Source organism: Pseudoalteromonas sp. SMS1 (genome assembly GCF_021530565.1).
GTDB lineage: Bacteria > Pseudomonadota > Gammaproteobacteria > Enterobacterales > Alteromonadaceae > Pseudoalteromonas.
In genome coordinates, this window is sequence record NZ_JAKGBI010000009.1 from 118,176 (window position 1) to 143,377 (window position 25,202).

Annotated in this window: 20 protein-coding genes; 5 read left to right on the forward strand and 15 right to left on the reverse strand. The window is 42.9% G+C overall.

The genetic code is table 11. From position 1 onward, the window contains the following. Positions 1-18: 18 nt before the first annotated feature. Complete coding sequence (locus tag L1286_RS12125) at positions 19-1,572, reverse strand: AbgT family transporter (RefSeq protein ID WP_235407313.1); 1,554 nt, start codon at positions 1,570-1,572, stop codon at positions 19-21. 218 nt (positions 1,573-1,790) lie between these two features. Between L1286_RS12125 and L1286_RS12130 the strand changes: the two genes are divergently transcribed. From L1286_RS12130 to L1286_RS12140, 3 genes are all read left to right on the forward strand, one after another. Further along, a complete protein-coding gene (locus L1286_RS12130) occupies positions 1,791-2,633 on the forward strand; it encodes an HDOD domain-containing protein (protein WP_235407314.1) in 843 nt (280 codons plus the stop codon). A gap of 278 nt (positions 2,634-2,911) precedes the next feature. After that, a complete protein-coding gene (locus L1286_RS12135) occupies positions 2,912-4,459 on the forward strand; it encodes a response regulator (RefSeq protein WP_235407315.1) in 1,548 nt (515 codons plus the stop codon). 141 nt (positions 4,460-4,600) lie between these two features. Continuing rightward, complete coding sequence (locus L1286_RS12140) at positions 4,601-5,473, forward strand: hypothetical protein (protein WP_235407316.1); 873 nt, start codon at positions 4,601-4,603, stop codon at positions 5,471-5,473. A gap of 127 nt (positions 5,474-5,600) precedes the next feature. Here L1286_RS12140 and L1286_RS12145 read toward each other — a convergent pair whose 3' ends face one another. The 3 genes from L1286_RS12145 to L1286_RS12155 form a co-directional block, all read right to left on the reverse strand. Then, positions 5,601-6,653: a hypothetical protein gene (locus tag L1286_RS12145; RefSeq protein ID WP_235407317.1), complete on the reverse strand. Its 1,053-nt coding sequence runs from the start codon at positions 6,651-6,653 to the stop codon at positions 5,601-5,603. A gap of 385 nt (positions 6,654-7,038) precedes the next feature. Then, entirely contained in the window at positions 7,039-7,503 is a 465-nt protein-coding gene (locus L1286_RS12150; protein ID WP_235407318.1) for a protein phosphatase, read from the reverse strand. A 37-nt stretch (positions 7,504-7,540) separates the two neighbouring features. After that, entirely contained in the window at positions 7,541-8,518 is a 978-nt protein-coding gene (locus L1286_RS12155; RefSeq protein ID WP_235407319.1) for an aldo/keto reductase, read from the reverse strand. Positions 8,519-8,640: 122 nt separating this feature from the next. Here L1286_RS12155 and L1286_RS12160 point away from each other — a divergent pair, with 122 nt between their 5' ends. Together L1286_RS12160 and L1286_RS12165 are read left to right on the forward strand one after the other, a co-directional pair. After that, positions 8,641-9,555: a LysR family transcriptional regulator gene (locus L1286_RS12160; RefSeq protein ID WP_235407320.1), complete on the forward strand. Its 915-nt coding sequence runs from the start codon at positions 8,641-8,643 to the stop codon at positions 9,553-9,555. A 140-nt stretch (positions 9,556-9,695) separates the two neighbouring features. Further along, entirely contained in the window at positions 9,696-10,871 is a 1,176-nt protein-coding gene (locus tag L1286_RS12165) for an NRAMP family divalent metal transporter (RefSeq protein WP_235407321.1), read from the forward strand. Positions 10,872-10,915: 44 nt separating this feature from the next. Here L1286_RS12165 and L1286_RS12170 read toward each other — a convergent pair whose 3' ends face one another. The 11 genes from L1286_RS12170 to L1286_RS12220 form a co-directional block, all read right to left on the reverse strand. After that, complete coding sequence (locus L1286_RS12170; protein ID WP_235407322.1) at positions 10,916-11,194, reverse strand: YfcL family protein; 279 nt, start codon at positions 11,192-11,194, stop codon at positions 10,916-10,918. Positions 11,195-11,207: 13 nt separating this feature from the next. Next, on the reverse strand, positions 11,208-12,329 hold the full coding sequence (locus L1286_RS12175) for an ATP-NAD kinase family protein (protein ID WP_235407323.1): 1,122 nt from the start codon (positions 12,327-12,329) through the stop codon (positions 11,208-11,210). Continuing rightward, complete coding sequence (locus L1286_RS12180; protein WP_235407324.1) at positions 12,319-12,873, reverse strand: elongation factor P hydroxylase; 555 nt, start codon at positions 12,871-12,873, stop codon at positions 12,319-12,321. The genes L1286_RS12175 and L1286_RS12180 overlap by 11 nt, the downstream gene beginning before the upstream one ends. Positions 12,874-13,015: 142 nt before the next feature. Beyond that, the gene (locus tag L1286_RS12185) at positions 13,016-13,711 is read right to left on the reverse strand and encodes a TorF family putative porin (protein WP_268832324.1); all 696 of its coding nucleotides are present in this window, start codon (positions 13,709-13,711) and stop codon (positions 13,016-13,018) included. Between the two features lie 2 nt (positions 13,712-13,713). Further along, a complete protein-coding gene (locus L1286_RS12190; protein ID WP_235407325.1) occupies positions 13,714-14,931 on the reverse strand; it encodes a BCCT family transporter in 1,218 nt (405 codons plus the stop codon). A gap of 159 nt (positions 14,932-15,090) precedes the next feature. Then, positions 15,091-16,743, reverse strand: coding sequence for a choline dehydrogenase (gene betA / locus L1286_RS12195; RefSeq protein WP_235407326.1), 1,653 nt, complete (start codon positions 16,741-16,743; stop codon positions 15,091-15,093). Positions 16,744-16,751: 8 nt separating this feature from the next. Continuing rightward, positions 16,752-18,215 carry a betaine-aldehyde dehydrogenase gene (gene betB, locus L1286_RS12200; RefSeq protein ID WP_235407327.1) on the reverse strand — a complete coding sequence of 488 codons (1,464 nt, stop codon included), beginning with the start codon at positions 18,213-18,215 and terminating at the stop codon, positions 16,752-16,754. Next, complete coding sequence (gene betI, locus L1286_RS12205; RefSeq protein WP_235407328.1) at positions 18,212-18,808, reverse strand: transcriptional regulator BetI; 597 nt, start codon at positions 18,806-18,808, stop codon at positions 18,212-18,214. The genes betB and betI overlap by 4 nt, the downstream gene beginning before the upstream one ends. Positions 18,809-19,231: 423 nt before the next feature. Continuing rightward, entirely contained in the window at positions 19,232-22,336 is a 3,105-nt protein-coding gene (locus L1286_RS12210) for an efflux RND transporter permease subunit (RefSeq protein WP_235407329.1), read from the reverse strand. Next, positions 22,333-23,646, reverse strand: a complete 1,314-nt coding sequence (locus L1286_RS12215) for an efflux RND transporter periplasmic adaptor subunit (protein ID WP_235407330.1) — start codon at positions 23,644-23,646, stop codon at positions 22,333-22,335. Before L1286_RS12215 ends, L1286_RS12210 begins: the two co-directional genes overlap by 4 nt. Next, on the reverse strand, positions 23,633-25,033 hold the full coding sequence (locus L1286_RS12220; RefSeq protein ID WP_235407331.1) for a TolC family protein: 1,401 nt from the start codon (positions 25,031-25,033) through the stop codon (positions 23,633-23,635). Before L1286_RS12220 ends, L1286_RS12215 begins: the two co-directional genes overlap by 14 nt. Between the last annotated feature and the right edge of the window lie 169 nt (positions 25,034-25,202).

Here is a 25,202-nt window from a genome sequence, read left to right on the forward strand (position 1 = left end):
CTAGCGGCTTTTTTAAACTTACCCAGCTGGATAGATGTAGCTTGATTGCAAGCCTAAAGGAACGCCTAGTCCCCAATATGCAAGCAAGAAGATACTCCAACCTACTAGGAAAGCGATAGAGTACGGGATCATTAGAGCAATTAGCGTACCAATACCTGTATCCTTAACATACTTTTGGCAGTAAACAACCACAAGAGGGAAATAAGGCATCAGAGGCGTAATGATGTTTGAACTAGAATCACCAACACGGTAAGCCGCCTGAGTTAAGTCTGGTGACAAACCCAGTTGCATAAGCATAGGCACAAAAATTGGACCTAGCAGCGCCCATTTTGCCGAGCTTGAACCAACAAACAGGTTAACGAAAGCGGTTAGGAAAATAATGCCAATTACGGTCACTGAACTTGGCAGCGCAAGTGCTTTTAATACCTCTGCACCTTCGATTGCAAGTAATGCCCCTAAATTCGATTGGCTGAATGCGGCAATGAATAGCGCACAGAAAAATGCCATGACAATGTAATAAGCCATACTTCCCATTGACTTACTCATTGCATCAATCATGTCCTTAGATGACTTAAAAGTGCCTACTAAAAAGCCGTATACCGCACCCGGAATCCAAAAGAGAAGAAAGATAAGTGGCACGATAGACTGCATCAATGGTGCACTAAACTCAGTTAATGCGCCGCTTGGGCTTCGTAGCGCTGAATCTTCTCCGCTTGCCGCGTAAACTAATAAGGCAATACCTGATAACATAACGCCCGACGCCACTAAAAACGCTTTTTTCTCTTTTGCGTTTACTTCGTCGAAAGAAGGAAGGCTGTTTGTGTCTCCGTCGACAACTGTATTTTTGAGGCGAGGCTCAATAATTTTATCCGTGATATACCAACCTAAAAGAATGATGAATAGGCTTGATGCCGATGTAAAGAACCAGTTATTCAAAGGGTTTACAGCGATTTCTGGATCAATAATTTGTGCCGCGCTTTGAGTAAAGCTTTGTAACAAAGGATCAATACCTGACGGAATAAAGTTCGCACTAAAACCGCCACTCACGCCGGCGAATGCAGCAGCAATACCAGCTAAGGGATGACGTCCCATCGCATAGAAAATAACCCCTGCTAGCGGTATGACCAAAACATACCCAGCATCTGTCGCCGTGTGGCTGACGATTGCGATTAAAATAATTGAGGGTGTTAATAGCGCTTGTGGCGTTCTTTTAAGCATTAATTTAAGGCCAGTATTGATGTAGCCAGAATGCTCAGCTACGCCAACACCTAACATTGCGACAAGCACAACGCCAAGTGGAGCAAAGCCGGTAAACGTCTTCACCATTGACGCTAAGAAATTAGCGAGGGCATCACCACTGAGCAGATTGTGAACAACAATTGCTTCTCCTGTACGAGGATCAATGGCGTCAAAAGTCGTACTTGAAAACATCCAAGAAAGTAACCATATCAGTAACATAGCTGATAGGAAAATAATGGCAGGATCGGGGAGTTTATTCCCTACGCGCTCGATCCCATTGAGAAAACGCGCAACCGCCCCACTCGGCGCTGCCGTTTCTGTTGATTGACTCATAATGGTTCCCAAACAATAAAATTGTCTAACCTTAACTTAACAAAGCTAACGAAAGCAATATTCCGTCCCTGAATTCCCGACTGGTTGGCTAATTTGCACACAAAAATGCGTAATTCGTTATGCTAAATCATAAAAATTCTAACCATACAGACTATACTAACCTTACCTCAGTGCCGAAAAATCGCGTCGTATAACAACGCATCATAAGTGGATTAGTTATGATAGAAATTGATAACATTGTGCTCAATGACGTAGAAAAAGGGTTTTCACTCCCACCAAAACCTGAACTCCTCACGCAACTACATGAATTACTCCAATCAAGCGAACCTGAACTTGGACAAATCGCTGATTTGATAGCAACAGACGTTGCAACGTCCGCTGCGGTTCTAAAAGTCATCAACTCCTCTTCGTATGGCTTTTCTCGTACTATTACGGATATCAAACAAGCAGTCATGTTTTTAGGCTTGAACAGTGTCACCAACCTTGTGACGGGCTTTTTGTTAAAGCAGGCCTATGATCAATCTCAATGCTGTATAAGTTTGGAAAGGTTTTGGGATACCGCCAATGAAATATCCGAGGTTGCCATGCTTATCGGCAGAAAAATGCCTGTTGAGGTCCCTCTAGAAAGCTTACACATGCTCGGACTGTTTCATGACGCTGGTATACCGGCAATGGCACTTAAATTTGATGACTATGTCAATGTGTTGTCCAGTGCAAACAATAATCATGACATGTTATTGGTCGATCAAGAAAGTGCCATTTACAACACAAACCATGCAACCATAGGGTATTTTTTAGCAACAAGCTGGAATTTACCTAAACCGATTTGCAAGCTTATTCTAAGGCATCATGACCTAGAGTTTTTCAAAGAACCTCATGAGCAAGACTTCGCCTGCTCCATGGCTGCACTAAAAATGGCAGAACACTTAGTGCAAATCAACAAACGCTTTGTATCGGTGCCAGATTGGGGTTATTTAAAAACTGACATACTGCATGTTTTAGAACTCGATGAAGATGCCTATCAAGATATCAAAGATGATGTAGAAGAGCTCTTTTCATAAACACGACACCTTCTCATAAATTTATTCATCCCTGTTTACTTAACACTGCACCAGAAACAAAAGCCGCAGTGTTAAGTTGCCAATTCTAAAATAAATATTTATTTCAACCGTCTAGTTTATATTGGAACGATTTCACTTTTTAAATAAATGTAAATGAAAGTGAATTTAGATCTATGATTGCGAAAAGAAAGCGATTAGAATACACGTTCCAAAATTATGAACAAAGTTAATGTGTAATTAGCTTGTAGAAGATGATTCACGGTCGGAAAGGGAAAATAGTGCAATACAAAGATCTAAGAATTGCAATAGTCGATCACAATAGCGACAACATCAGATTTTTAGAAGCCTTGTTGAACAAGCAAGGAATTTCACACGTGCGCTCGTACCGTTCAGGCAGTGCGTTTGAACTCTCAGCAAAACAAAATACCTACGATATCGTATTCTTAGATAATCGCATTGATACCATCAAAAATTTGTACGATCTTGTGAGTGATCTCGTATCAAATAACGTACTCCCATCGACGACAAGGCTGGTATACATGGCGCAAAGGCAAAGCGCTTTCGACTATGCTTGTGAGTATCCTTTTCATAGTAATCAGCTACTTGAAGTGCCCTACACCATGCAAGATCTGGTGACAATTCTTGATGAGCATACTTTACAAGTAAAAGAGTTTAAACACGCATACCACTGTATTGAAAATAAAAAATATAAAAGTGCATTATTCAAATTGAAGGAACTGAGAAAGCAAGAGTATCCAAACTATTTGAAAAAGGCCAGAAACCAGCTTTTGGTGAACCTCTTGCTTAAACTGGGACACTACACATTAGCGAAAAAACTTTTGCTGCCGCTAACCGAGAGAAATATTCAATGGGCAAAATGGTCGTTATTTCACGTCAATTATGAATTAAGAGACTTTGACGCGTGCAAGGCATTTTTATCGGAAACGCAAACTCGACAGGACTACCCTGTTAGGGTCTTTTATTGGCAAATATATATTGCATTTCAAACAAACAATCGCGAGCTTGCGGCTGCGCAAGTTTTGGCATTTCCGATTGAAGACATGTCGCCCAGCATGTTTAGACTAAGCCTCATGGTACTTCACGTTTCTGATGAACTGGATGCTGTAGATAACCTAATCAAACGTAAAGAGCGAACTTACCAAGAAGATCCCGCTCTCTCTACTCTGTTGAATGCTTTATCTATTAAGCTCAAGTTATTAGATACACTGAATACCAAGCTTGAAACGAAACCAAAAGACCTCAAAGTTAGGCAGCTGGAATTAAAAGCACTTCTGATGCACTCAGCAAGTAATATTCAGAAGTACTGCCCGGATGAGTTTAACTTAATGTTCGTTATGATGATGCTTGTTGAAGGCGAGACGGCTGCTGCCAGTGGCAAGTTGTTGCAGTTAAGTCAAACCTCAAACAACCCTAGTGCGATTACAATTATTGCTTACTTATTTCATTTAGCGGGTGATATGGAGCAAGCAAAAGAAATGCTATTTAGTGCACATAAAGCGCTAGGAAAGCAACATCGCAACAGTCATTATGTTTTGGCTGGGTTAATGCACAGAGAAATTTTCGCAAAAATATATCAAGAAGAAGCAACACAACAACAAGCCTATGTCGACTTTGCATCCAAGTTGTTTGATTCTGGAGAATTTAAAGACACGATCAAGATGTGTAGCAAAGCACTCAGGAGTGGCATAAATGATAGTTCACTCAATGAATTACTACTTCGCTCGACCAAAGAAGCCGGGCTAAAAGAACAAGATTACATACACTATTTGGCGCCAACAACGACCCGTCAAACTGTCGTAAATTAGTATAACCTTCTGAAAAGAATAATTTTAATATCTTGCAAGCATCAATCAGCAAAACGTCACTGTAACATCAATTCATGCATGGCTATTTTCGTTAGCGTACATAACATTCGTTATTTCTAGACTTTTAATAGGATAAAATTAATGACAGTACGTTTATGCACAATCGCTATTTTAACACCAGTCATACTTTCCAGTATGCAGCCAGATGCTCAAGCACGCACTCAGTCCCACTCAGCGCCATATCTCGGACAAAAAATGCCTGGCAGTACACCAGTAGTATTCGCGCCTGATCTTGTTTCAACTAAACACAGGGAAACGAATCCATTCTTTTCTCCCGATATGACAGAGTTTTACTTCACTAAAAAAGACTTAAACTCGGAAGCTTGGGATCTCATTTCATACGTATATAAAGACAAACAATGGCACCATTCGGTAGTTGGACCTAGAATCGGCAGGCCACTGCTCGCACCCGATGGCGAGACGATGTATTTGGGCAAATATTATATGACGCGAACTGATTGCGGTTGGTCGCAGCTTAAACGAATAGGCCCAATGTTCGATAGGCATGATTGGGGCATTATGCGTTTAAGTGCATCTAGTTCAAAGACCTATGTTTTGGACGACTATAAAAGTGGTGACATCATTAGAATTTCAGAGCTTAAAAATGGTGAACGCCTCCCGCCAATAGCGTTAGGTCCTCAAATCAACACAGGGAAATACAATGCGCACCCATTTATTGCACCAGATGACTCATACATCATCTGGGATGGTGTTCGACAAACTGGCTTTGGTGATTCAGATCTCTACATTAGCTTTAAGCAAGTTGACGGTACTTGGAGCGAAGCGGTTAATATGGGGGCATCGATTAATACTTCTGCTAGAGAAGCATCAGCAAGTGTGACACCCGATGGCAAGTTTTTGTTTTTTACCCGCGAGACACCTAACAATGATCACGATATTTATTGGGTTGATGCGAGAATAATTGAGACCTTAAAAACAAAAATAAGCCTATAACAGACACATTATTCGATAAAAATATTGATTGCGTATCAAAATAAAACGGTATTGTGGTTTCTACGACACCCCATACATAAAAAAGGCGCCTTGGGCGCCTTTTTACTTTCAATGAGATTCAATTGGGTTATTGAAAGTATTCGTCCAACGCATTTTTCAGATGTCTTTGCATGGCTTTGCGATGGTATTTTCTAACGCCGTAGCTTTGCTCCAAGTGGATAAAACGTTTCGAAGACGCATCCGCACTTTTATGGCAACTGTCAACTGAATCATTCGTGTGACGGCCTTGAACATTCCACGTTCCTCCTAAACTTCTGGTATCATTACCATATACACACGCCTTTATAACACCTTCACTTTCAACACTGCGACGAATGGCATGTAAAATGCTGTGCTCCGGATTATTCGTCGCATAACGTACACTTTCACTCAAATTCAGCATCAAATCATTATCTGTATTACATTGAGCCTGTAGTTTGGCACGTGTCGTCTTACCGAATCCATGATATTGAATAAAGACCGTTTCTAAATCGTAATCACTCATGTACTCATGTACCACTTGGAACAATGACTCAGTCTGATGGGCAACATCACTCGCTGAGTAATTTGTGCCTGTACATACACTTACATCATGACTGCTATCACGACGAGTACCCGCCAACATTAACAGCTTTGTTTGCGTGTATAAAAAGGCGTCTATCGCTTGGGTGCCTGTGAATGAATCTCTTTTGGGGTGTGGCGCTTGCAACACTGCATTTGTGCCTGCAATGTTCAAAACATAGGTGCCCCCACCCATAAACTGCTCGCTAGGTAGCTGATATTTTTCTTGCAGTAAGTAATAAACCTTATCTGTATCAACATCTTTAAATTGCACAACCTGATAGTTTAAAGCCTGAGCTAACTCATCAGCCAAAGGCCAGTTTTGTTGATGAAACGCTTCAAATAGTGTTTTGAAACGCGCTTGAAAATCACCACTGGGTTGCACCCATTTGTTGTCAGCTTTAGTGCCATAATTATAAGACTTTAAATGTCGGTCCAACTCACCAGACATGATCACCAGCGCTTTAGTCGGAAAACTTGCGACCGTCAGAATAAGCAGCACAAGCGTGAAAACAATGTAAGTTGCAAGCGGTCGAGCGCCATTTTCAGGTCGGGTTGAGTGCGATTCAAATAAGTGCATGTACAAACTCCAGTGGCATTAAGGTTAACTGTGTTAAGCAAACATCCCTGGAAAAAATCAATACTTTGGTATTAAACTATTCATCTATACCCTGTCAAAAGTTGCACTTATTATTACCAATAACTAAACAAAAGCTCTAGTAAAACTAGTAAAAATGACCTTTTGGTATTACATCAATATAGGAACAAAAACCCAAAAAAACGAATAAAAGTGATGATTATCAGTAAATTACAGCACTGATATGACCTCTTTGCGTAGAATGACACTTTATGTTTCTTAATTGGGGATTAATTCAGTAATTGCAGTTGTTAAGGGGGGGGTATAAGCAGTGCAACTGCTCATCCCAAAGGGTATTTGGATGACCAGCTGCATTTCAACGGTTTAATTAGTATGGAAGTTGCGTAATTGGACCTGACACAGATTTGACTAACATACCAGCCTCTTCTTTGCTCATACCCAGCGCGATCAGTAAGAGTCCAATAACAAACCGTGTTCTTCCCGATCCCCCTTTACTATGTATGGCAATTACTTTACCACCTGACATGGCAGCCATAATCGTGGGGATTTGATTTTGGACGATACTTTGTAACTCATCGCCAAGACCTGCACCGCTAGGCACACTCAATTGTAACCATTTAACCTCTGTGCTCTCACACACAGCTTCTAGGTCACATGCACCACTTTGAATGAGCTCTTGATCACTCATAATGGTCAAAACAGCACTGACGCCTTGCTCTTTTAGTTGTTTAATTGAAGAGAATAACGCAACACCTTGAGTGCCTGGACAGGGCGTTACAACAAAGGTTGCGCCTTTGCCAGTTTCAAGTTTGCAAAATGGATGTGTAGTCATAGTAAAACTCCATGAGATCTATGATTTCATGATTTTTTTAAGGTAAAACTTCCCCCCTAGCCGTCACGTACAAATTGAACCAGTCGTGTCTTTCTAGGTTAATTCCAAGGGCGCCTACCGCATTTCTAATTCGATTTACGTTTGTTGTACCAATCACAGGCTGAATCCCCGCTGGATGACGCATTAAAAATGCCAACACGATAGCTTCTCTTTCAACCTGGTACTTATTTGATAATTGTTTAACTAACTCCGCTGTATTTCTTACATTTTGATTACTAGAGTATAGACCCTGTTCACAAAACATGCCTTTTGATAAACTTCCCCATGCTTGAAGTTGCACGCTGTTTAATTGGCAGTACTCAAGTGTGCCGCTGACAAAGTCAATCTGATGGTTACCATACGTTCCAACCATGACGCCATCATCAATCCAGTCTAACTTTGATAAGCTCATTTCAATCTGATTCGCGATAATTGGCATATCAACGGCTGATTGCAGCAACGCTATTTGATGGCCATTCATATTTGACACGGCAATATGGTTAATTTTTCCGGCTTGCTTTAATTCTGTGAGTGCGCGACCCAACTCTTCAATTTCCACCAGAGGATCTGGACGATGAAGCATTAAAACATCAAGATACTCAATGCCAAGGCGCTCTAGAATGCCATTTACCGAATGACTAACCCATTGGGGCGAAAAGTCATAGCAACCAAAATTGTTGCCATGCTGTGTTCGAATGCCACATTTAGATTGAATGATCATGTGCTCTCTCAAATGAGGCGATTTAGCTAATATTTTTCCAAATACTATCTCAGCGCGACCCTGTCGATAAATATCTGCATGATCAAAGTAATTGATTCCACACGCCAGTGCGCACTCAACAGCACCTTGCGCCATAGCAATCTCTTTATTTGATATCACGTCCCCCCTATTTATGTCACCGCTCAGTCCCATGCATCCATATGCAATATGACTTGCTTTAGCAAAGTGTTGTTGAATTGGGATACTTTTACGCATTCTGTCGTCCTGTTAGTTCACTCGTTCAATCTACTTATGATATTGTTCTTATATAAAAATAAAATAGCCTTTTTCAGAACGCATTGTTCAGTATAATAAACAAAATTTAATAGGTGAGGCCCTTGAAAGAGCATAAACGTATAGAGCTCATTATGTTATTTGTGAAGTTGGCTGAAGAATTGAACTTCACCAAAGCAGCGGCTTCGCTGGGTATTTCCAAAGGACATCTCTCTGAGCAAATAAAAAAACTCGAACAGCAGTTAAAAGCTCCTCTCTTATTACGCACCACCAGAAATGTTAAACTGACACAATATGGTATGCAGCTCTTTGCTGAAGGAAAGAACCTGCGAGCGAAATTGTATGATATTGAAAGAAGCCTGAGTCATGAACGAGTAGAGGGAAAGCTCAGACTGACTGCACCACGTATGTTTGCACAAACGTTTCTGCTGGATATCTGTACCAAATTTAACTCACAATACCCAGATGTTCAGTTTGAAATTGACGCCAGCTATCAAACCCATGACTTAAATGTAAAAGACTTTGATCTGGGTTTTAGGGCGACACTCACCCCCCCAGAAAACATGGTTGCAGCCAAGCTATTCAGTTATAACCACCCTGTCGTGGCAGCCCCAAGGTATTTATCGGCTCACTCGCCAATTTCTTCCCCTAGGGATTTAATGTCGCATCAATGCTTAACAATGAATAAAAGTAGCGCTTGGCAATTTAGTCAGCACAACGTACCAGTGAAAGGTTGGTTATCGAGTAACGACAATACATTACTGAAACATCATGCAATACAAGGCCACGGGCTTATGAAGGTTGCGCGTTATTTCATTCAACAGGAGCTTCAAACAGGCGCGTTGCAAGAAGTACTGCCGCAATTTACGTCGAAACCAAATAATCATATTTATCTGTTTTATCCACAACTCGTGTATCCTGCACCTAAGACCAAAGCCTTTGTTACGTTTGTAAAACACTATTTCGACAACGAAAATCCAATTAAGCGTCAGATTCGACCAGATCACTCAACTTCTTGAGTAATAATGTAGCGGTTCAAAACGGTATGTTAATTTTACTTGGATAATTTTACACACAAGTTAACATAGCCAATAAAAAAGGAATCATCGTGTTATCTGGATTTTTATCAAAAAGCAAATCTTTGGGGCCTGGTATACTTATGGCTACAGCTGCCGTTGGCGGCTCTCACCTAGTCGCCGCGACCCAAGCTGGTGCGTTATTTGGCTGGCAGTTACTGTGGATCATCATTGCAGTCAACATACTCAAGTATCCATTTTTTAGATTTGGCGTTGAGTATACGCTGCATACAAAGCAAAGCTTAGTAAAAGGATATAAAGATAAAAACCCTTCTTTGTTTTATCTCTTTGTCATTATTAACTTACTTGCTGCTGTGGTTAACTCCGCCGGTGTGCTCTTACTTACAGCTGCCTTATTACAGTACATTTTGCCATGGTCACTAGGACTCACAACAATTTGTTATGGGTTGCTCGTGGTGTGTTTAGCCATTTTAATTTTTGGCCATTACAGGCTTCTCGATAGCGCAAGTAAAGTAATCATGGCGTTCCTCTGTGTAGCAACAACCACAGCCCTGATCGTTGCAGTATCAAATGGTCCTGCGCACCCTGTGCCAACCATTCCCCCCTCTCCTTATGAGCTCGCTTTACTGGGGTTCATGGTGGCATTAATGGGCTGGATGCCCGCTCCCATCGAGATTTCTGCGATCAACTCTTTGTGGCTAAAGACTAAATTGAAAACCAACCAGCTAACCAGAGAGCAAAGTTTGTTTGACTTTAACCTCGGGTATGGCGTGACTTTATTATTGGCGTTAATGTTTTTTGTTTTAGGTGTACTACTACAATATGGCCAAGCTCAAGAAATAGAGCTTGCTGGCGTGGCATTTTCTAAACAACTCATAGACATGTATGCACTCACCATTGGTGAGTGGGCAAGGTGGTTAATTGCTGTCGTCGCGTTTTTATGTATGTTTGGTACAACCCTTACCGTGTTGGATGGTTATGCTCGAACACTCGATGAATCATTGAAAATTATTAAACCGCATCAAAACAAACATAGCTTATCCGCCATCATTGCTGTGCAATCTGGGTTAGGCATGGTCGTCGTGCTATTTTTCAAGGGCAATTTAAAAGATATGTTGATGTTTGCGATGACTTTAGCCTTTTTAACGACGCCATTTTTTGCGTGGCTAAACCTGTCTCTGATTAAAGGAGAGATTTTTGCTGCTCAGCCAAAACCTGTCAAAGTGCTCTCGGTGTTAGGCTTGATTTATCTTGTGGCGTTTTCGCTACTGTTCGTTATTTGGAAGTGGATTTTGTAGACATTAAGAGAGGCGAACACTGCTTGTGTTCGCCCTTTACACATCTATGCTGCAAGCGCTTTTACTTGCTCCCAAATATTTACAACATGGGTTTTGTCATCTTCGGTTAGTTCGCCATTTTTGTAAGCTTTTACCAAACTCTCTTCGATTTTATTGTTTAGCTCTTCGGGCGCCAGCGCGAGCTCTTCAACTTGCGCGTATCCTACAGCAAGGTCAAAATGGCCTCTTAAATAGCCACCCGCAAACAGCTCATCATCATTTGCACGATCAACTAATTCATCAAAAAACTGCTGTGCAGCCTCTACATAGGTTTCAAATGACATTCTGTCTCCTCAGTTATTCTTGATGCCCAATGGCATACATCACATGGTCATTATACCCCGTGACAACTTTAATATAGCCACTCAACTCATCATCGAGTGTTTGATCGCCTGTATCTGCAATCAGTGGGCGACCGTTTAATGCTTGTAATTTGCGCTTTGTCGCAACCACAATAATGTTCTCTTTACCAATTTGTCTAATTAAAGCAGGGCTTAACTGTTGGTTTCCACGCCCAAAAATATGGCCCTGACCCCCAATCAGAGTTATGACAAGCTTTGTGGGATGCGCTTGAGTCATTTCCAGTAATTGCGCCGCAGTGAGATCCTGACCAAGCAGCGCATGATCTTGAATCAAGTCAACGCCAAGTAACGTATTTTCAAGGCTCAATTCTTCCATAACGGCAGCCACTGTTGAACCAGAACCCATGATATAACGGATATCTTCATCCATTTCTGAAATAACGTAGGCTGCAATATCCGCCAGTACGAGCTCATCACTTTCTTTACCGCCGTTTTTGACACTTTGCACATAACGCACTTCGCTTGGGACCTGCATTTCACCGTAGCGCTTCGCCTTAACAGTACCCTGTCTGAACGCAGATTCATCAATGTCCATCACATCAGCATCAGCCAAAGTCACTAGCTCGCCATTGATGAGCATTTCTACGACCCGACCCGCCGCTTTTGGTGTGATAGCATATACACCACTGTGGATTTTACACCCAGCAGGAACGCCAAGTACCGGCGCAGTGTCATCGACCACCGCACATACATTTCTCGCGGTGCCATCCCCCCCCGCAAACAAAATAAGATCCACTTTTTGCTCAACAAGAATACGCGCTAACGCTTCGGTGTCATCAGGTGTAGTCTCTAGTTGAGGTTGGTATACAACATGCGTATTAAAACCTAACTCTGTCGCTATGCGTTCACCCATTTCACCTGAGGCGGTGAATACTTCGATACTTTGCTGATAAGGCAATAACTGCTCTAGTGCGAGTTTGGTGCGGGTATTTGACTTTGGTTCGGCGCCCAACTCGAGTGCTTTCTTCGCGGTATTGGCACCATCGCTGCCTTTCAGCGCAACAGTCCCCCCTAACCCTGCCACGGGATTCACTATCAAACCTAACTTAAACGACATGCTTAAACTCCTGTGGACAATGCCAAGAAAACTGTTCTGCTGTTAAAGGCCAAGGCGTTTCATAAAAATCGGCCAACGCTTTTAGAAGTTGTTCTGTACGAGAGTTAAACCCCCCCTCGATCAGTTCAATTACTTTTGCATGCACGTTTTGTTGAAAACTAAAACGGCAGGTTTGTTCGCCATTTAGGTTATCTACGGACACATTAAAGTTAAATCCAGCAGACACACTGAGTGCCCACTCTATCGCCTGCGGCTTAACTTCAACTTTTTCAAATTCAGCTTGTTGCGTTTTGTCTCTGCCATCTGGGCAATACCAGTAACCGTAGTCTTCTTGCAACCTTCTAGTCTCACCGGCAACAAGCCAGTGTGCTATTTCGTGCAATGCACTTGCATAAAATCCATGGGCAAATATCACCTGATGGTAACCACATGTTTCATTAGCTGGCAGGTAAATGGGCTCATCATCTCCTCGCACTAAACGCGTATTGTGAGATTGGCCAAACTGAGAGTCGAAAATATTTTTAAGGTCAGATATGTCGTGCATAAACGCCAATAAAGCGCGGTAATTCAATGGCCGATGATTGTACGGATTTTTGGTGTGAAAGTAAAAATTTGCCGGCATTAATGCAAAAGAAAGAGCGCGAATGTTAGGTACACCGATAGAATGCACCTAACATTCGGGAGCATTACATTGAGAAGGTGCGAGATATCGACAACACGATACGCTCATCAGCTGTATCGATATCTAAATTTGTATTCTCAGCAGCCAATTCAATGTTGAACGCATCTATGCTTGTTTGATACGCCAGTCGATAGTGGTAGTAAGACTTTTCATCGTCTTTCCAAAGCCACTTATCGCCGTCCAACGAGTTAGACACATCAAAGCTCGCTCTTAGAGCGTGATTTGGGGCAATCTCAAAAGTGTGCGCTATCATCGCAATGGCGTGGCCCACACCAACGCCAAAATAATCCCAACTGTACCAAAAGTTGAACTCTGTTTTTCCTAGAGCGTTATTATATCCAAACTTTGCATATGCTTCAGGGTAATTTCCATCACTGGATTCGCTTGCGCCATGATATGTGTAATAAGCAACACCATAGTCAACACTCCATGCTGCGTTAAGCTCTTGATATTTGCCTATATAAAAGTCCCACTCAATATCAGTATCACCAAAGTCAACATTAGACGCCCAAGAGCCTACATAAAGCCCGCTGTCGAAAGACTTGTCGACACTACCTTGGATAGCAGGGTCGTTTTGAGTCTGGCTGACACCATTGAATGTGTAGTCTGATGCGCCAGTGATAGTAGCGCTCAAATCGGCTGTGGCGGCTCCCGAGAACATAATCAATGGGAGTAATGCAATTTTATTTATTTTTTTCATAATTAGCTGACAGTTTTTATTTTGTTAAAATCAATTTCATTGTCTTCTGGCGAACTGTGTATTGCGCCTACCGCACGCAACTTCTTAGCCACAATAAATCCAAAACATGCGAAGAATATCGCGATGACAATTGCCCCCACCCATTGAATTTGCAGAAAGTTAAGTTGGAACAATAAGGTGAGTAGCGATAAGACAACAATATTGAGCGCAATATATTTGTATTTACCTAAACGCTGTGTGGTCAATCCTAAGTTGTCTGTATATAAACGTATAAGTGAGTCTAGAGAGTTGATGACAAACACCACTCCGACAAACACCATCGCGAAATTGGTCAATCCTTCTGTGGGGATCCCTGCTTCATGATAGTGGTATAAAACGGCAAACCAAGCTGCGATGGGCAATGAGGGAAATACCAGCATCGCGGCCAACACTTGATAGGTCTTCAACCCACCCACAAAACGGGCCGTAAATTGGCCAATCATAATGCTCCATGCAAACCACCAAAATAGATAAAATTCGTGATACGCATTAATAGGCAAAACAAAGTGATGCATATTGGCAAAGTAGTCACCCATTAATACAAGATTTGTAAAATAACTGCCAATTGCGCCATCGCCTAGTAAGAATGCATCCACCCATAAAAGCGCAATTAAGCCTATAAACACCCATGTGGTAGAGACACTGAGTAGCCTTACATATTTAATGTTTGTGCTAGAGTAAACGGCGATTGAAATCGCTAAAAGTACAATCAAATAAAATGATGTGACAACGGATTCACCATCACCCACACTTGGCAGATACCAAGGTAAATTAGATAACAGCAAAAATGCAGTAAATGCACAGGTGCCAATAATGACCACATTGTTGATAAGTTTTACCAAAGGGATTTCAAAGAATTTCACTTTTGGTTCAATTACGCAGAAATAAAAACAGGTCAGGAAATAAAACCCCCAGATTAGAAATCCCCAAAATCCAAACTCAATAGCGAGCGGGTTGGTAAATCCATATTCTGGGCTTGCGCTTATGTCTGCGTAACCTGCAAACTCGGTCAACGGGAACATGATCAAACCGACATCCAGTCCCGAAGTGAATAAAATGGCGATAAATGTAAATGTTTTAACTGGCGTCACGCCCACAACTTGAACATTGCCCCATTTGTAAAGAATAAAAGCGATAGATAGTAGGGTAAATAATACGCCTGCACTAAGCCAAATGGTCATTATCTCCCTCCCAAAATAAGTAAAAATAACTCATGTGTTTTCCCGTTTAAGGTTGTAATTATCACGCTTGCTTACTTTTCCGAACCTGAATCAGGATGGACACGCCTCAGCAAGCGAGTGGTGGTCAAAGGACCAACACTCGGCGAATACTTCATATTTTTATCGCTGTTGATGATGCCAGCTGGGATGAACAAGAGGTTCTGCTGTTGAACGTGGCAAAAGATGGCGACCCAAAATCATATCTGCTGCTTTTTCTGCAACCATGATTGTCGGGGCATTCAGGTTTCCGTTAGGTATAGTGGGAAAGATAGACGAATCCACGACTCGCAGCCCAGTTATGCCATGCACCCGCGTTTCAGCATCAACGACCGCCATTTCATCTTCACCCATCTTGCACGAACAGGATGGATGATATGCGCTCTCCACAGCCTGACGTACAAATTCGTCAATTTCTTCGTCAGATTGAATATGCTCACCGGGCTGAATTTCACCGTCTCGATATTCATCAAATGCCGCTTGCGAAATAATTTCTCGAGTGAGGCGCACACACGCCCTGAATCCTGCGATGTCGTCCTGATGTTGCAAATAATTAAACTGAATTTTTGGCGCCATCGTCGGGTCGCTTGACTCAATGAGTACCGAGCCACGGCTTTTTGGTTTGTTGTGTCCAACATGAACCTGAAAACCGTGCCCCTCAAAGGCTGATTTTCCATCGTATCGAATTGCTGCAGGTAAAAAGTGATACTGAATATCAGGCCACTCGATGCCTGCTTTAGAGCGAATAAAGGCACATGACTCGAAATGATTCGTGGCTCCCAGCCCTGATTTGTTCAAAATCCACTTTGCACCTATCAGACCTTTTGATATCAATCCAAGTTTGCCATTTAACGTGATGGGCTGTTTACATTTATATTGAAAGTAAAACTCAAGGTGGTCTTGTAAGTTCATTCCAACACCTGGCAAATGGTGTTTTACTTCAATAGCCGCTTTTTGCAATGTTGTAGAGTCGCCAATGCCTGACAACTGCAAGATATGCGGCGAACCAATTGGCCCAGCGCTTAAAACAACTTCGTTGTCAGCTGTGGCGGTGACTAACACATCCTCTAAAATGTATTCCACACCTTTTGCATGCTTACCTTCTAACAGCACTCGTGTTACCTGAGCACCAGTTACAATAGTCAAGTTTTCTCGGGCTTTCACTGGATCCAAATATGCACGACTAGTTGAACAGCGAATCCCATCTTTTACAGTCATGTGCATAGGGCCAAAACCCTCTTGCTGTTCACCGTTATAATCAGAAGTGACCGGATAACCGGCTTCTTTTCCTGCATCAATAAAAGCACGATAAAGGGGGTTTGCCATATTATTGCCATTGTTGACACCTATCGGCCCTTCTCCACCTCGATAGTCGTCTTCGCCCATAAGCCATGTTTCAGCCTTTTTAAAATAGGGCAAACAGGATTGGTAGTTCCAACCTTTAGCACCATGGCTTTCCCACTCGTCAAAATCTTTTGCATGGCCTCTCACGTAAACCATGCCATTAATTGATGAAGAGCCACCGAGCACCTTTCCTCTTGGGCAGTGCATTTTGCGATTATTTAAATACGGCTCTTCCTCAGTATGAAATTGCCAAGCATATTTCTTGGTATTCATAGGAATAGAGAGCGCAGTCGGCATTTTAATAAAGATACTCTTGTCTGAGCCGCCAGTTTCAAGTAATAAAACCTTATGTTGCGGGTTGGCTGAAAGGCGATTTGCCAAAACGCAACCAGCAGAGCCGGCACCAACAATGATGTAATCAAATTGAGACATAAGCCCTCCTAGAACGGGCTTTCTATTTTGCTCATACCGACATACACAGATTTTGTCTGCGTATAGCTGTTAAGCGTTTCGATGCCATTTTCTCTACCAATCCCCGACTGCTTGTAGCCACCAACTGGCATTTCTGCCGGTGAATTTCCATAGCTATTTATCCAGCAAATGCCTGCATTTAACTGATGGATCACCCTATGAGCTCGCTGGATATTTAAACTGAACACACCCGCCCCCAAGCCCAGCTCAGTGTCGTTTGCTCGAGCAATGACGTCTGCTTCGTCTTCAAAGGGCAAAATACTCATTACAGGCCCGAATATTTCTTCTTTTACGATTGTCATATCGTCTGTGCAGTCAATGAAAATAGTCGGCGCGACAAAGTATCCGTGTGGTGCCGACTGTGGCGATAATGCATGTCCCCCCGTCAAAAGGGTAGCACCTTCCTTTTTACCTATTTCGATATAGTTAAGAACAAGTTGCTGATGTTTTTTAGAAATTAAGGCACCCAAATTTACGTTTGGATCAAGTGGATTACCCGCAATAATATTTCGCTCAGTACGCGCTTTTAGTTCATCGATAAATGGCTGATAGATATCTTTATGAACGTACACTCTGGTACAATTGGTACATATTTCACCTTGCGTATAAAAGTTGCCTAGCATCGCTGCACTGACAGCCTCTGACATATCCGCATCATCGAATACAATAAGTGGCGACTTACCTCCCAACTCCATCGTGACGTCTTTGAGATTAGACGCGGCACTTTGCATGACATGCTTGCCAGTCCCAACTTCACCAGTAAAAGAAACTTTCTCAATATTAGGTTCAGACGTTAACCACTGACCAACTTGTGCAGCGCCTTGTACCACGTTAAATACACCCGGCGGCATGCCCGCTTCTATAAAAATTTCTGCAAGCTTTATCGCACCAAGCGGTGTCTCTTCTGAGGGTTTGAAGATTAAGCTATTGCCTGCGGCAAGGGCTGGACCTGACTTCCAGCAAGCTATTTGCAATGGATAATTCCATGCGCCAATACCTGCGCAAATGCCCAGTGGTTCCTTACGCGTATAAAAAAAGTCACTGCCCACAGGCTGTTGGGTACCCACTTGTGTTGGTGCCAACCCTGCGAAATATTCAATAACATCGGCGCCTGTCTGAATATCAACACAATCTGCTTCTTGAACTGGCTTGCCTGTATCTAAAACTTCGATTCGTGCCAACTCATCATTTCTTTCTCTTAGCAGTGCCACTGCTTTGTTTAAAATTCGACTCCGTTCCATTGGCGCCATGGTTGACCATATCGCAAAACCTTGCTTGGCACTTTCAATTGCGCGTTTTTGAACATACTCATCCGCGACCTCAACATGATAAATCACCTCATCAGTCGCTGGGTTTTTTACTGGAAATGTCTCTTGAGATTGGTTGGCGATAAAAGCGCCATGGATAAAGTTCTGATAAACCAGTGTGGTCATACTTGTACTCCAGAAGATGAGATTAGAGATGAAATATACTGCTTTGCCAGCAGCTCGGCTTCTTTGAACGTTGCTTCGTCAGCTTTACTCAGTACTGCTCGCAACCACAATCCATCAATCATAGCGGCTGTCAATTTGGCAGCTTTTTGAGCTTCATCCTTGTCAAAAAATGCAAGGAATGAGTATGTTAAGTTGCTAAAGAGCCTTTTCGAGTTTATGACCTGTAAACGGTGCAATTGCTCGTCATGCATGGATTGCGCCCAAAAGCTCAACCACGTTTTTGTCGTTTTGTTTTGCTGTTGAATCAATGAGAAATTAGCTTCGACTACAAACATTAAGCGCGTATAAGCGCTGCTATTTGGCTCAACTTTGGAAAGTAAACTGGTTTTCAAACTTGTCAGCAGATAACGCACGGAGGCTTCTATCAACCCCTGCTTGCCACCAAAATAATGGCTAATAATCCCTGACGATAAACCGGCACGATTGCTAATACTATTGATTGTTGTTGCATGTAGACCAAGCTCTGCAACTGACTCCAACGTTGCCTCAATTAACTGCTGACGACGTATCGGTTCCATTCCAACTTTAGGCATATTTATTTTAATTGAACGTTCAATTAATATAAATTATATAGAGCTCTAACCATTATAACAATAAGCAATTCTTTCATTGAGCACTGAGTCACATACCACCCCCTCACTAAATAACGCAAAAAACACATTTATAGCACTGATAATTATGATATTTATTTTATTTACATATCATTAAACATAATCGTAAAAAATAACAACGCGATAGTTTTTAATACCACACAGCTGTAAAATGAATAGCGCTCTAATTATATGAGAACGGTGTAATTTGTTCCGAACGACCTCTGGAAATAACGGTATAAAATGGGGAGTTCAAATGACAAAGCGGTGTGTTGAATTGGTGAGCGAGAAGCAGGCCAGCCTGGTAATACTGTACATCCCCCCAGAGTGTCAGCGGGATGTACAATACCAGTTATGCAGAAAGGCTTATACGGTCTTTAATTTGAGTAGGCTGCCAAAACTTTGGGCTTTATCCACTATTAGATAATTTACAGGCACCAGCAGTAAAGTGATGAAGGTGGCAAAAACAATACCAAACCCTAAAGATACCGCCATTGGGATCAAAAACTGCGCCTGAGTTTCTTGTTCAAACAGCAAAGGCATTAAACCAAAAAATGTCGTGATACTGGTCAACATAACAGGCCTGAATCGCGCTGCACCAGCGGTCAACACAGCATCCATCACAGCTTTCCCTTTCGTCCTTTGCTTATTGATGTAATCCACTAAGACTAGTGAATCATTCACCACAACCCCAATGAGCGCCAGCATGCCGAGTAAGCTCATAATGGTCAACTCCATGGACATTATCCAATGCCCAATAACGGATCCTATTAGACCAAATGGGATCACACTCATTACAATCAAGGGTTGAATGTAAGATTTAAACGGGATCGCCAATAATGCATAAATAATAAAAAAGACAAATAGCAACGCCCAACCCAAAGAGCCAAAAGAATCACGCTGCTCTTTCGCTTCCCCTTCCAACGAGTGCGTCACACCGGGGTACTGCAATACCAACTGATCTAAGAATACTCTGAGTTCCTCTTGTAACACAGTCATATTGGTATTTTGCTTTTCAATATCAGCAGTGACGTTTACCGTGCGATACCTATCAATACGATAAATGTTTGAAGGACTTTGCCCCGGAATAAGCGTGGCAACATGACTAAGTGGCACGGCTGCAGAGTTTGGTGTTTCAATCAGTAACGTGTTTAGGGTAGCGAGATTACTACGCTCTTTTAAAGGCAATCGCACCATAACCCGCACATCATCACGTCCGCGTTGAATACGCTGAACCTGCGCGCCAAAAAAGGCACTGCGGATCTGTCTAGATACATCCGTGCGCGTGATACCAAGCGCCTTGCCTTGCTCTGTTAGTTCAATTTGGAGCTCCTCTTTGCCATCACTCAGGCTGTCTGTAATGTCAAATACGGTCGGGAATGTCGCTAGTTGCACTTTCACCTTTTCAGCAGCTTCTTTCAATACCTCAAGGGATGTGCCCGTCATTTGTACATCGATTGGATCGCTTGAGCGTCCAATCTCAGCCCTAAAAGTTAGGCTTTCAGCACCCGGGATCCGGCCGATTAACGATCTCCACTCTCTTACTAACCGACGTGAGTCTACATCAACAGCTCTTGATTCTGGCGGTGTAAGCTCAAAACGAACGCGCCCTGAGTTAGACGCACCACCGCGCCCACCAGTGGTGGCAAGAATATGCGTGATCACACTCTCACCTGTTTCTGGGTCGGTATACTTATCCTTCAACTGCTGTGCTTTATCAGACATTAAATCAATATACTTCGCGGTTACTTCAAAGGGTGTACCGGTCGGCAAGGTTAAATTTGCCCGCACCGTTTCACTTGGAATGCGTGGGAAGAATATGAACTTGGTCCAGCCACTCATAATTAACGCGACGATTATCATAAACACGCCAACAAATGCACTAAGTGTCACGGCCTTATTTGATATGGCCATCTTTAAAGTCGGTTGATAATACTTCAATATTGCTCGTTCAAAGCCATCTGCAAAGTTTTGCTGAAAGCGACTAAATTGACTGATCTCTGCCCTATCCTTTCGCAGCTTTAAGTTTTTAAGGTGTGCGGGTAAAACAAATTTAGACTCTACCAGTGACATCAACAATACAGGAATAACCACAACAGGGATTTGTGCAAAGATAGCACCTCGCACACCATCTATAAATGCCAAGGGAAGAAATGCAGCAACGGTCGTCAAAATACCAAAAGTGACTGGTGTAGCCACTTCTTGTGTGCCTTTTATTGCCGCCAACTCTCCTGATTCGGCGCTATTTAAATGGGTGTAAATATTTTCGCCTGTCACAATGGCGTCATCCACCACTATGCCCAGTACTAGAATAAACCCAAACAAGCTCATGATATTCAGGCTCATACCAAACAAAGGCATCGCTAAAAACGCCCCCATAAAGGAAACAGGTATACCGATAAACACCCAAAAAGCGATGGCTGGTCGCAAGAAGAGCGTGAGCAAGGCCAGCACCAAAATGCCCCCCTGTAACGCATTTGAAGCAAGTGTTGCGATGCGTTTTTTAACAATGACTGAGTCGTCATCCCAGTAGCTGAGTTCATATCCATGAGGCAAGGTGTGTTGGCGCTCCTCAATGTAGCTTTTTACTTTGTCAGCAACCTCGATGGCACTTTGTTGACCTATTCGATAGACCTCTATAAACGCGGCTTGCTTGCCGTTGAAACGTGTGCGTACCGGTGTTTCTTCAAACCCATCAATAATAGCGGCGACATCCGACAAATAAATCACCGAACCATCCGAATTTGTTTTAATGGCAATATTCGCGAATTCATCTTTCCGATATGCTTGCCCTTTTGATCGCAATAATATGTCTCCGCCTGAGGACTTTAAATTGCCAGCCGATATATCTGCACTTGATTTACCTATCAAGTCAGCAATTTGATTTATCGTTAAATCGTATTGTCGCAACTTGTCTTGGCTAACTTCGATGGCAATCTCATAGTCTCTCACGCCATCTAGCTCGACTTGAGTGACCCCTGGAATTCTCAACAAATCATCTCTGACTTGTTCGGCAAATTCCCTCGTCTCTTTTTCACCGTAACTGCCAGCTACAGTCACAGTGATGACGTCTCGCTTGCGCTGTGCCAGTGAGGTAACTGGCTTCTCCGCATCCGCTGGGAAAGTATTAATCGCATCAACTCGACTCTTTATGTCTGCCAACATTTCTCTCGGGTCATAACCATTTTCTACCTCAATGGTCACGTTTGCGGAACCTTCCGCTGAACGGCTAGATATTTTTTCAATGCCTTCAAGGTCTTGCACGGCCTCTTCAATGCGAATTGCCACGCCCTGTTCAACATCTTCTGGCGTTGCCCCTCTTAACGACATGCTGATACTAATCCGGTCAGTTTCGAATGACGGGAACACTTCCAACGGAATTTTCGTTGATAAAGCAAATAGTCCGCCAATTAAGATGGATATCATCAGTAAGTTGGCGGCAACCGAGTTCCGTGTAAACCAAGCGATCATATGCCTTTCTCCTGCGCTTTTTCACGTCTCTCCGCAAGAACTTGTTCGATGCTAACGCCTCGTTCTTTGGCAATTTTTCGCACTCGTCTTTGTTGCTTTTCGCTGAGTTGATTCCAATCAATGCGTTCTTTGCGCCTATGATCAGGAGATTTGTTCGTCACCGCAACGCGTGTACCAGAGCTTACTTGGCCTAAGGGCGTCGTTACTAGCCTCATCCCAACCGTTAGGCCTGATTTTACAATGGCATTTTCATCGCTTTGCCACGCTAGAACAATCTCCTTGCGCATCAACAAATCGTTTTCATCAAGTACATATACATAACTACCTTGGTAAATGGCACTGTTCGGGATCGTAATGGCGTCGTCGAGTGTTCTCCCTGCAATTTGAGCATTGACGTATTGACCAATTTTGATTGCAAAGTTGTCTTGCTGTGTCACTGAGTATGGGTCATCAATTTGCGCAACGACGTATAATTGCTGTGATAACTCATTAATCGCGCCTTCTGTGCGCACAATCTTGCCAACCCACTGCTGTTCAACGCCAAGATCAGAGCTTAATACGACACGCGCAAAGTCACCGTGTTTAGTCCCTTCTCTTGACTGCTCTGGCAATGTGAGAAACGCTAAATCCCTGTTATTGATAGGTAATCTAACCTCAACATAATCAATCGCGAATATCTCAGCAAGCTGACTGTTAGTAGAAATGACTTGCCCAAGATCAACCTTCTTACTCAAAATGCGCCCAGCAAAAGGAGCAATGATTTGTGTACGCTCTAAAGCGAGCTCTGCTTTGGACAGTTTGGCTTGGGCTGAAAGTACATTGGCTTGCTGCGCTGCAAGCTGCGGTTTGCGTAAAACCAAATCACTTGGCTGAGTACCATCGCCTAGTCTTTGCCAATCCAATTCTGCTTGTTTGCCACGCGCCTGTTCTTCGAGTAGAGCTTGTTGGGCGCTGAGTAATGTAGCTTTTGCAACCTGCACTTCAGCAAGGTAGTCCCTGTCGTCTATTCGCAGTAACAACTCGCCTTTCTCAAAAAAACCGCCATCTCTGAAATTGTCGTTAATTTCACTGATCTCTCCTGAGACCTGTGCGACTAACATGCTTTGTGTCCGTGGCTGAACAACCCCATAACTGCTGATGTTCATTGTAAATGGAGCCGCGGTTATGGTCGTAAAGTCCACACTCATCTGTGCTTGTGGCTTACCTTGGCCACGCTTTGCTTTCGGTGGGTTTGCAGTAATAAACATCACTAACCCTATCGAAATAACCAGTACAACAACTGGCAGCATAATCTTTTTAAGTGGTTTCATGGTTGTTTTCCTTAGGCCGAGATAACTTAAAGTCTCCGCCCAATGCGAGATGGAGCTCTACACGATTTTTAATGAGTTCATTTTTAATTGAAATAAGGCTGCTTTGCGCTTCAAACGAACGTTTTTGGGCATCTAGCACGGTGGTATAGCTAACAAGTCCTTTTTGGTACTGCTCGAATGAGAGTCGTTCCGCAAGCTTAGCATTCTGCTCTGAAATCAGTGTTTCTTGGTACCGTTTGCGCAGAGCTTGCTCAGATGAGATACCATTTTCAACTGCTGCGAACGCGTCTTGCAAACTATCGAGATAGGAAAGCTCCTGCCCCTTTAACTGAATTCTCGCAAGTTCTTCATTGGCCGCTAGCTTGCCTGCATTAAAGAGAGGTGCCGACACTCCCGAAAGTAAAGACCAACCGGCAGCCGACATAGAAAATGCATCTTTGAATTGAGTGCCGCTTGGGCCATAAGAAGCCGCGAGGTTAATACTTGGAAAGCGGCTTTTATGAGCAAAAGCCAACGCTGCATCCTGTTGCAGTAGCTTGTACCAGCTAGATAAGAGTGCAGGCTTCCTACTTACTAGTTCAGAAGGTATACCAACATTGATACTCGAATTTAGCAATGGTAACTCCGATTGCACGCCGAGCTGTGCACTGGGGTACTCTCCGACTAGCCGCTCAAGCGTCCTTTTACGTTGGCTGACTAAAGCCTGCTGTTGGGCCACCTTAGCACTTTCATTACTGAATTCATTACGCGTCAGGTATACATCTAATGCGCTGTTTAATCCCTGTTTGTAGCCTGTCTCAATGATGTCTAAATTCTGTTCGACAAGCGCCAGCCGCTGACGCAATAACGCAAGTTGCTGTTGCCCCTCAATGACTGCGAACCAACTGATCACCACTTGAGCAACTAGATTGTACTGTTCCTGCAAGAACTCAGCCTGACGGGCCATAACACTCAGATTCGCTTGACGTTCTTCAGCCGATAATTTGCCCCACAGATCTAACTCATAGTTCAATTGAAGGTTAAGAGAATGACTATTAGAAAGCTCGCTGCTATTGGCTGATTTTCGCCTTGCACTGTCCAAGGAAACATCAAGGGTTGGCCACAATGCGCTACCACTGATAATTAGCTGTTGGCGAGCCGTTTCGATTTCCAGTGCTTTTCTCGATATAGAAAAGTTATTACTCAAGGCAAGTGCGATGAGGTCGTGCACTTGCTGGTTTTCAAGCTGTGCGAGCCAGTTTGGCTGCACATCTCCTAAAGTATGCGTTTGCTGCCACGTACTAGGCATGCTTAATTGGCGTTGATATGATTCGTCAATATGCGACGTTACACTACATCCAACCAAGACACCTGTTACCGCAACAACAAGCACCATGTTTTGCCACATTATTCTCTATTCCTAAAGAGTCTACGATTACTACTTTAGTTTAGTGCGCAATAAAGTCATGACTCAATAAACTTTACATTGCCTTACAATCGCTTATTTTTTAGCAATGAATTCGTTAATGCTTGTACTCTGGTGTGAATCAAAAAGATCAGTTTGGCACTGTATTCAA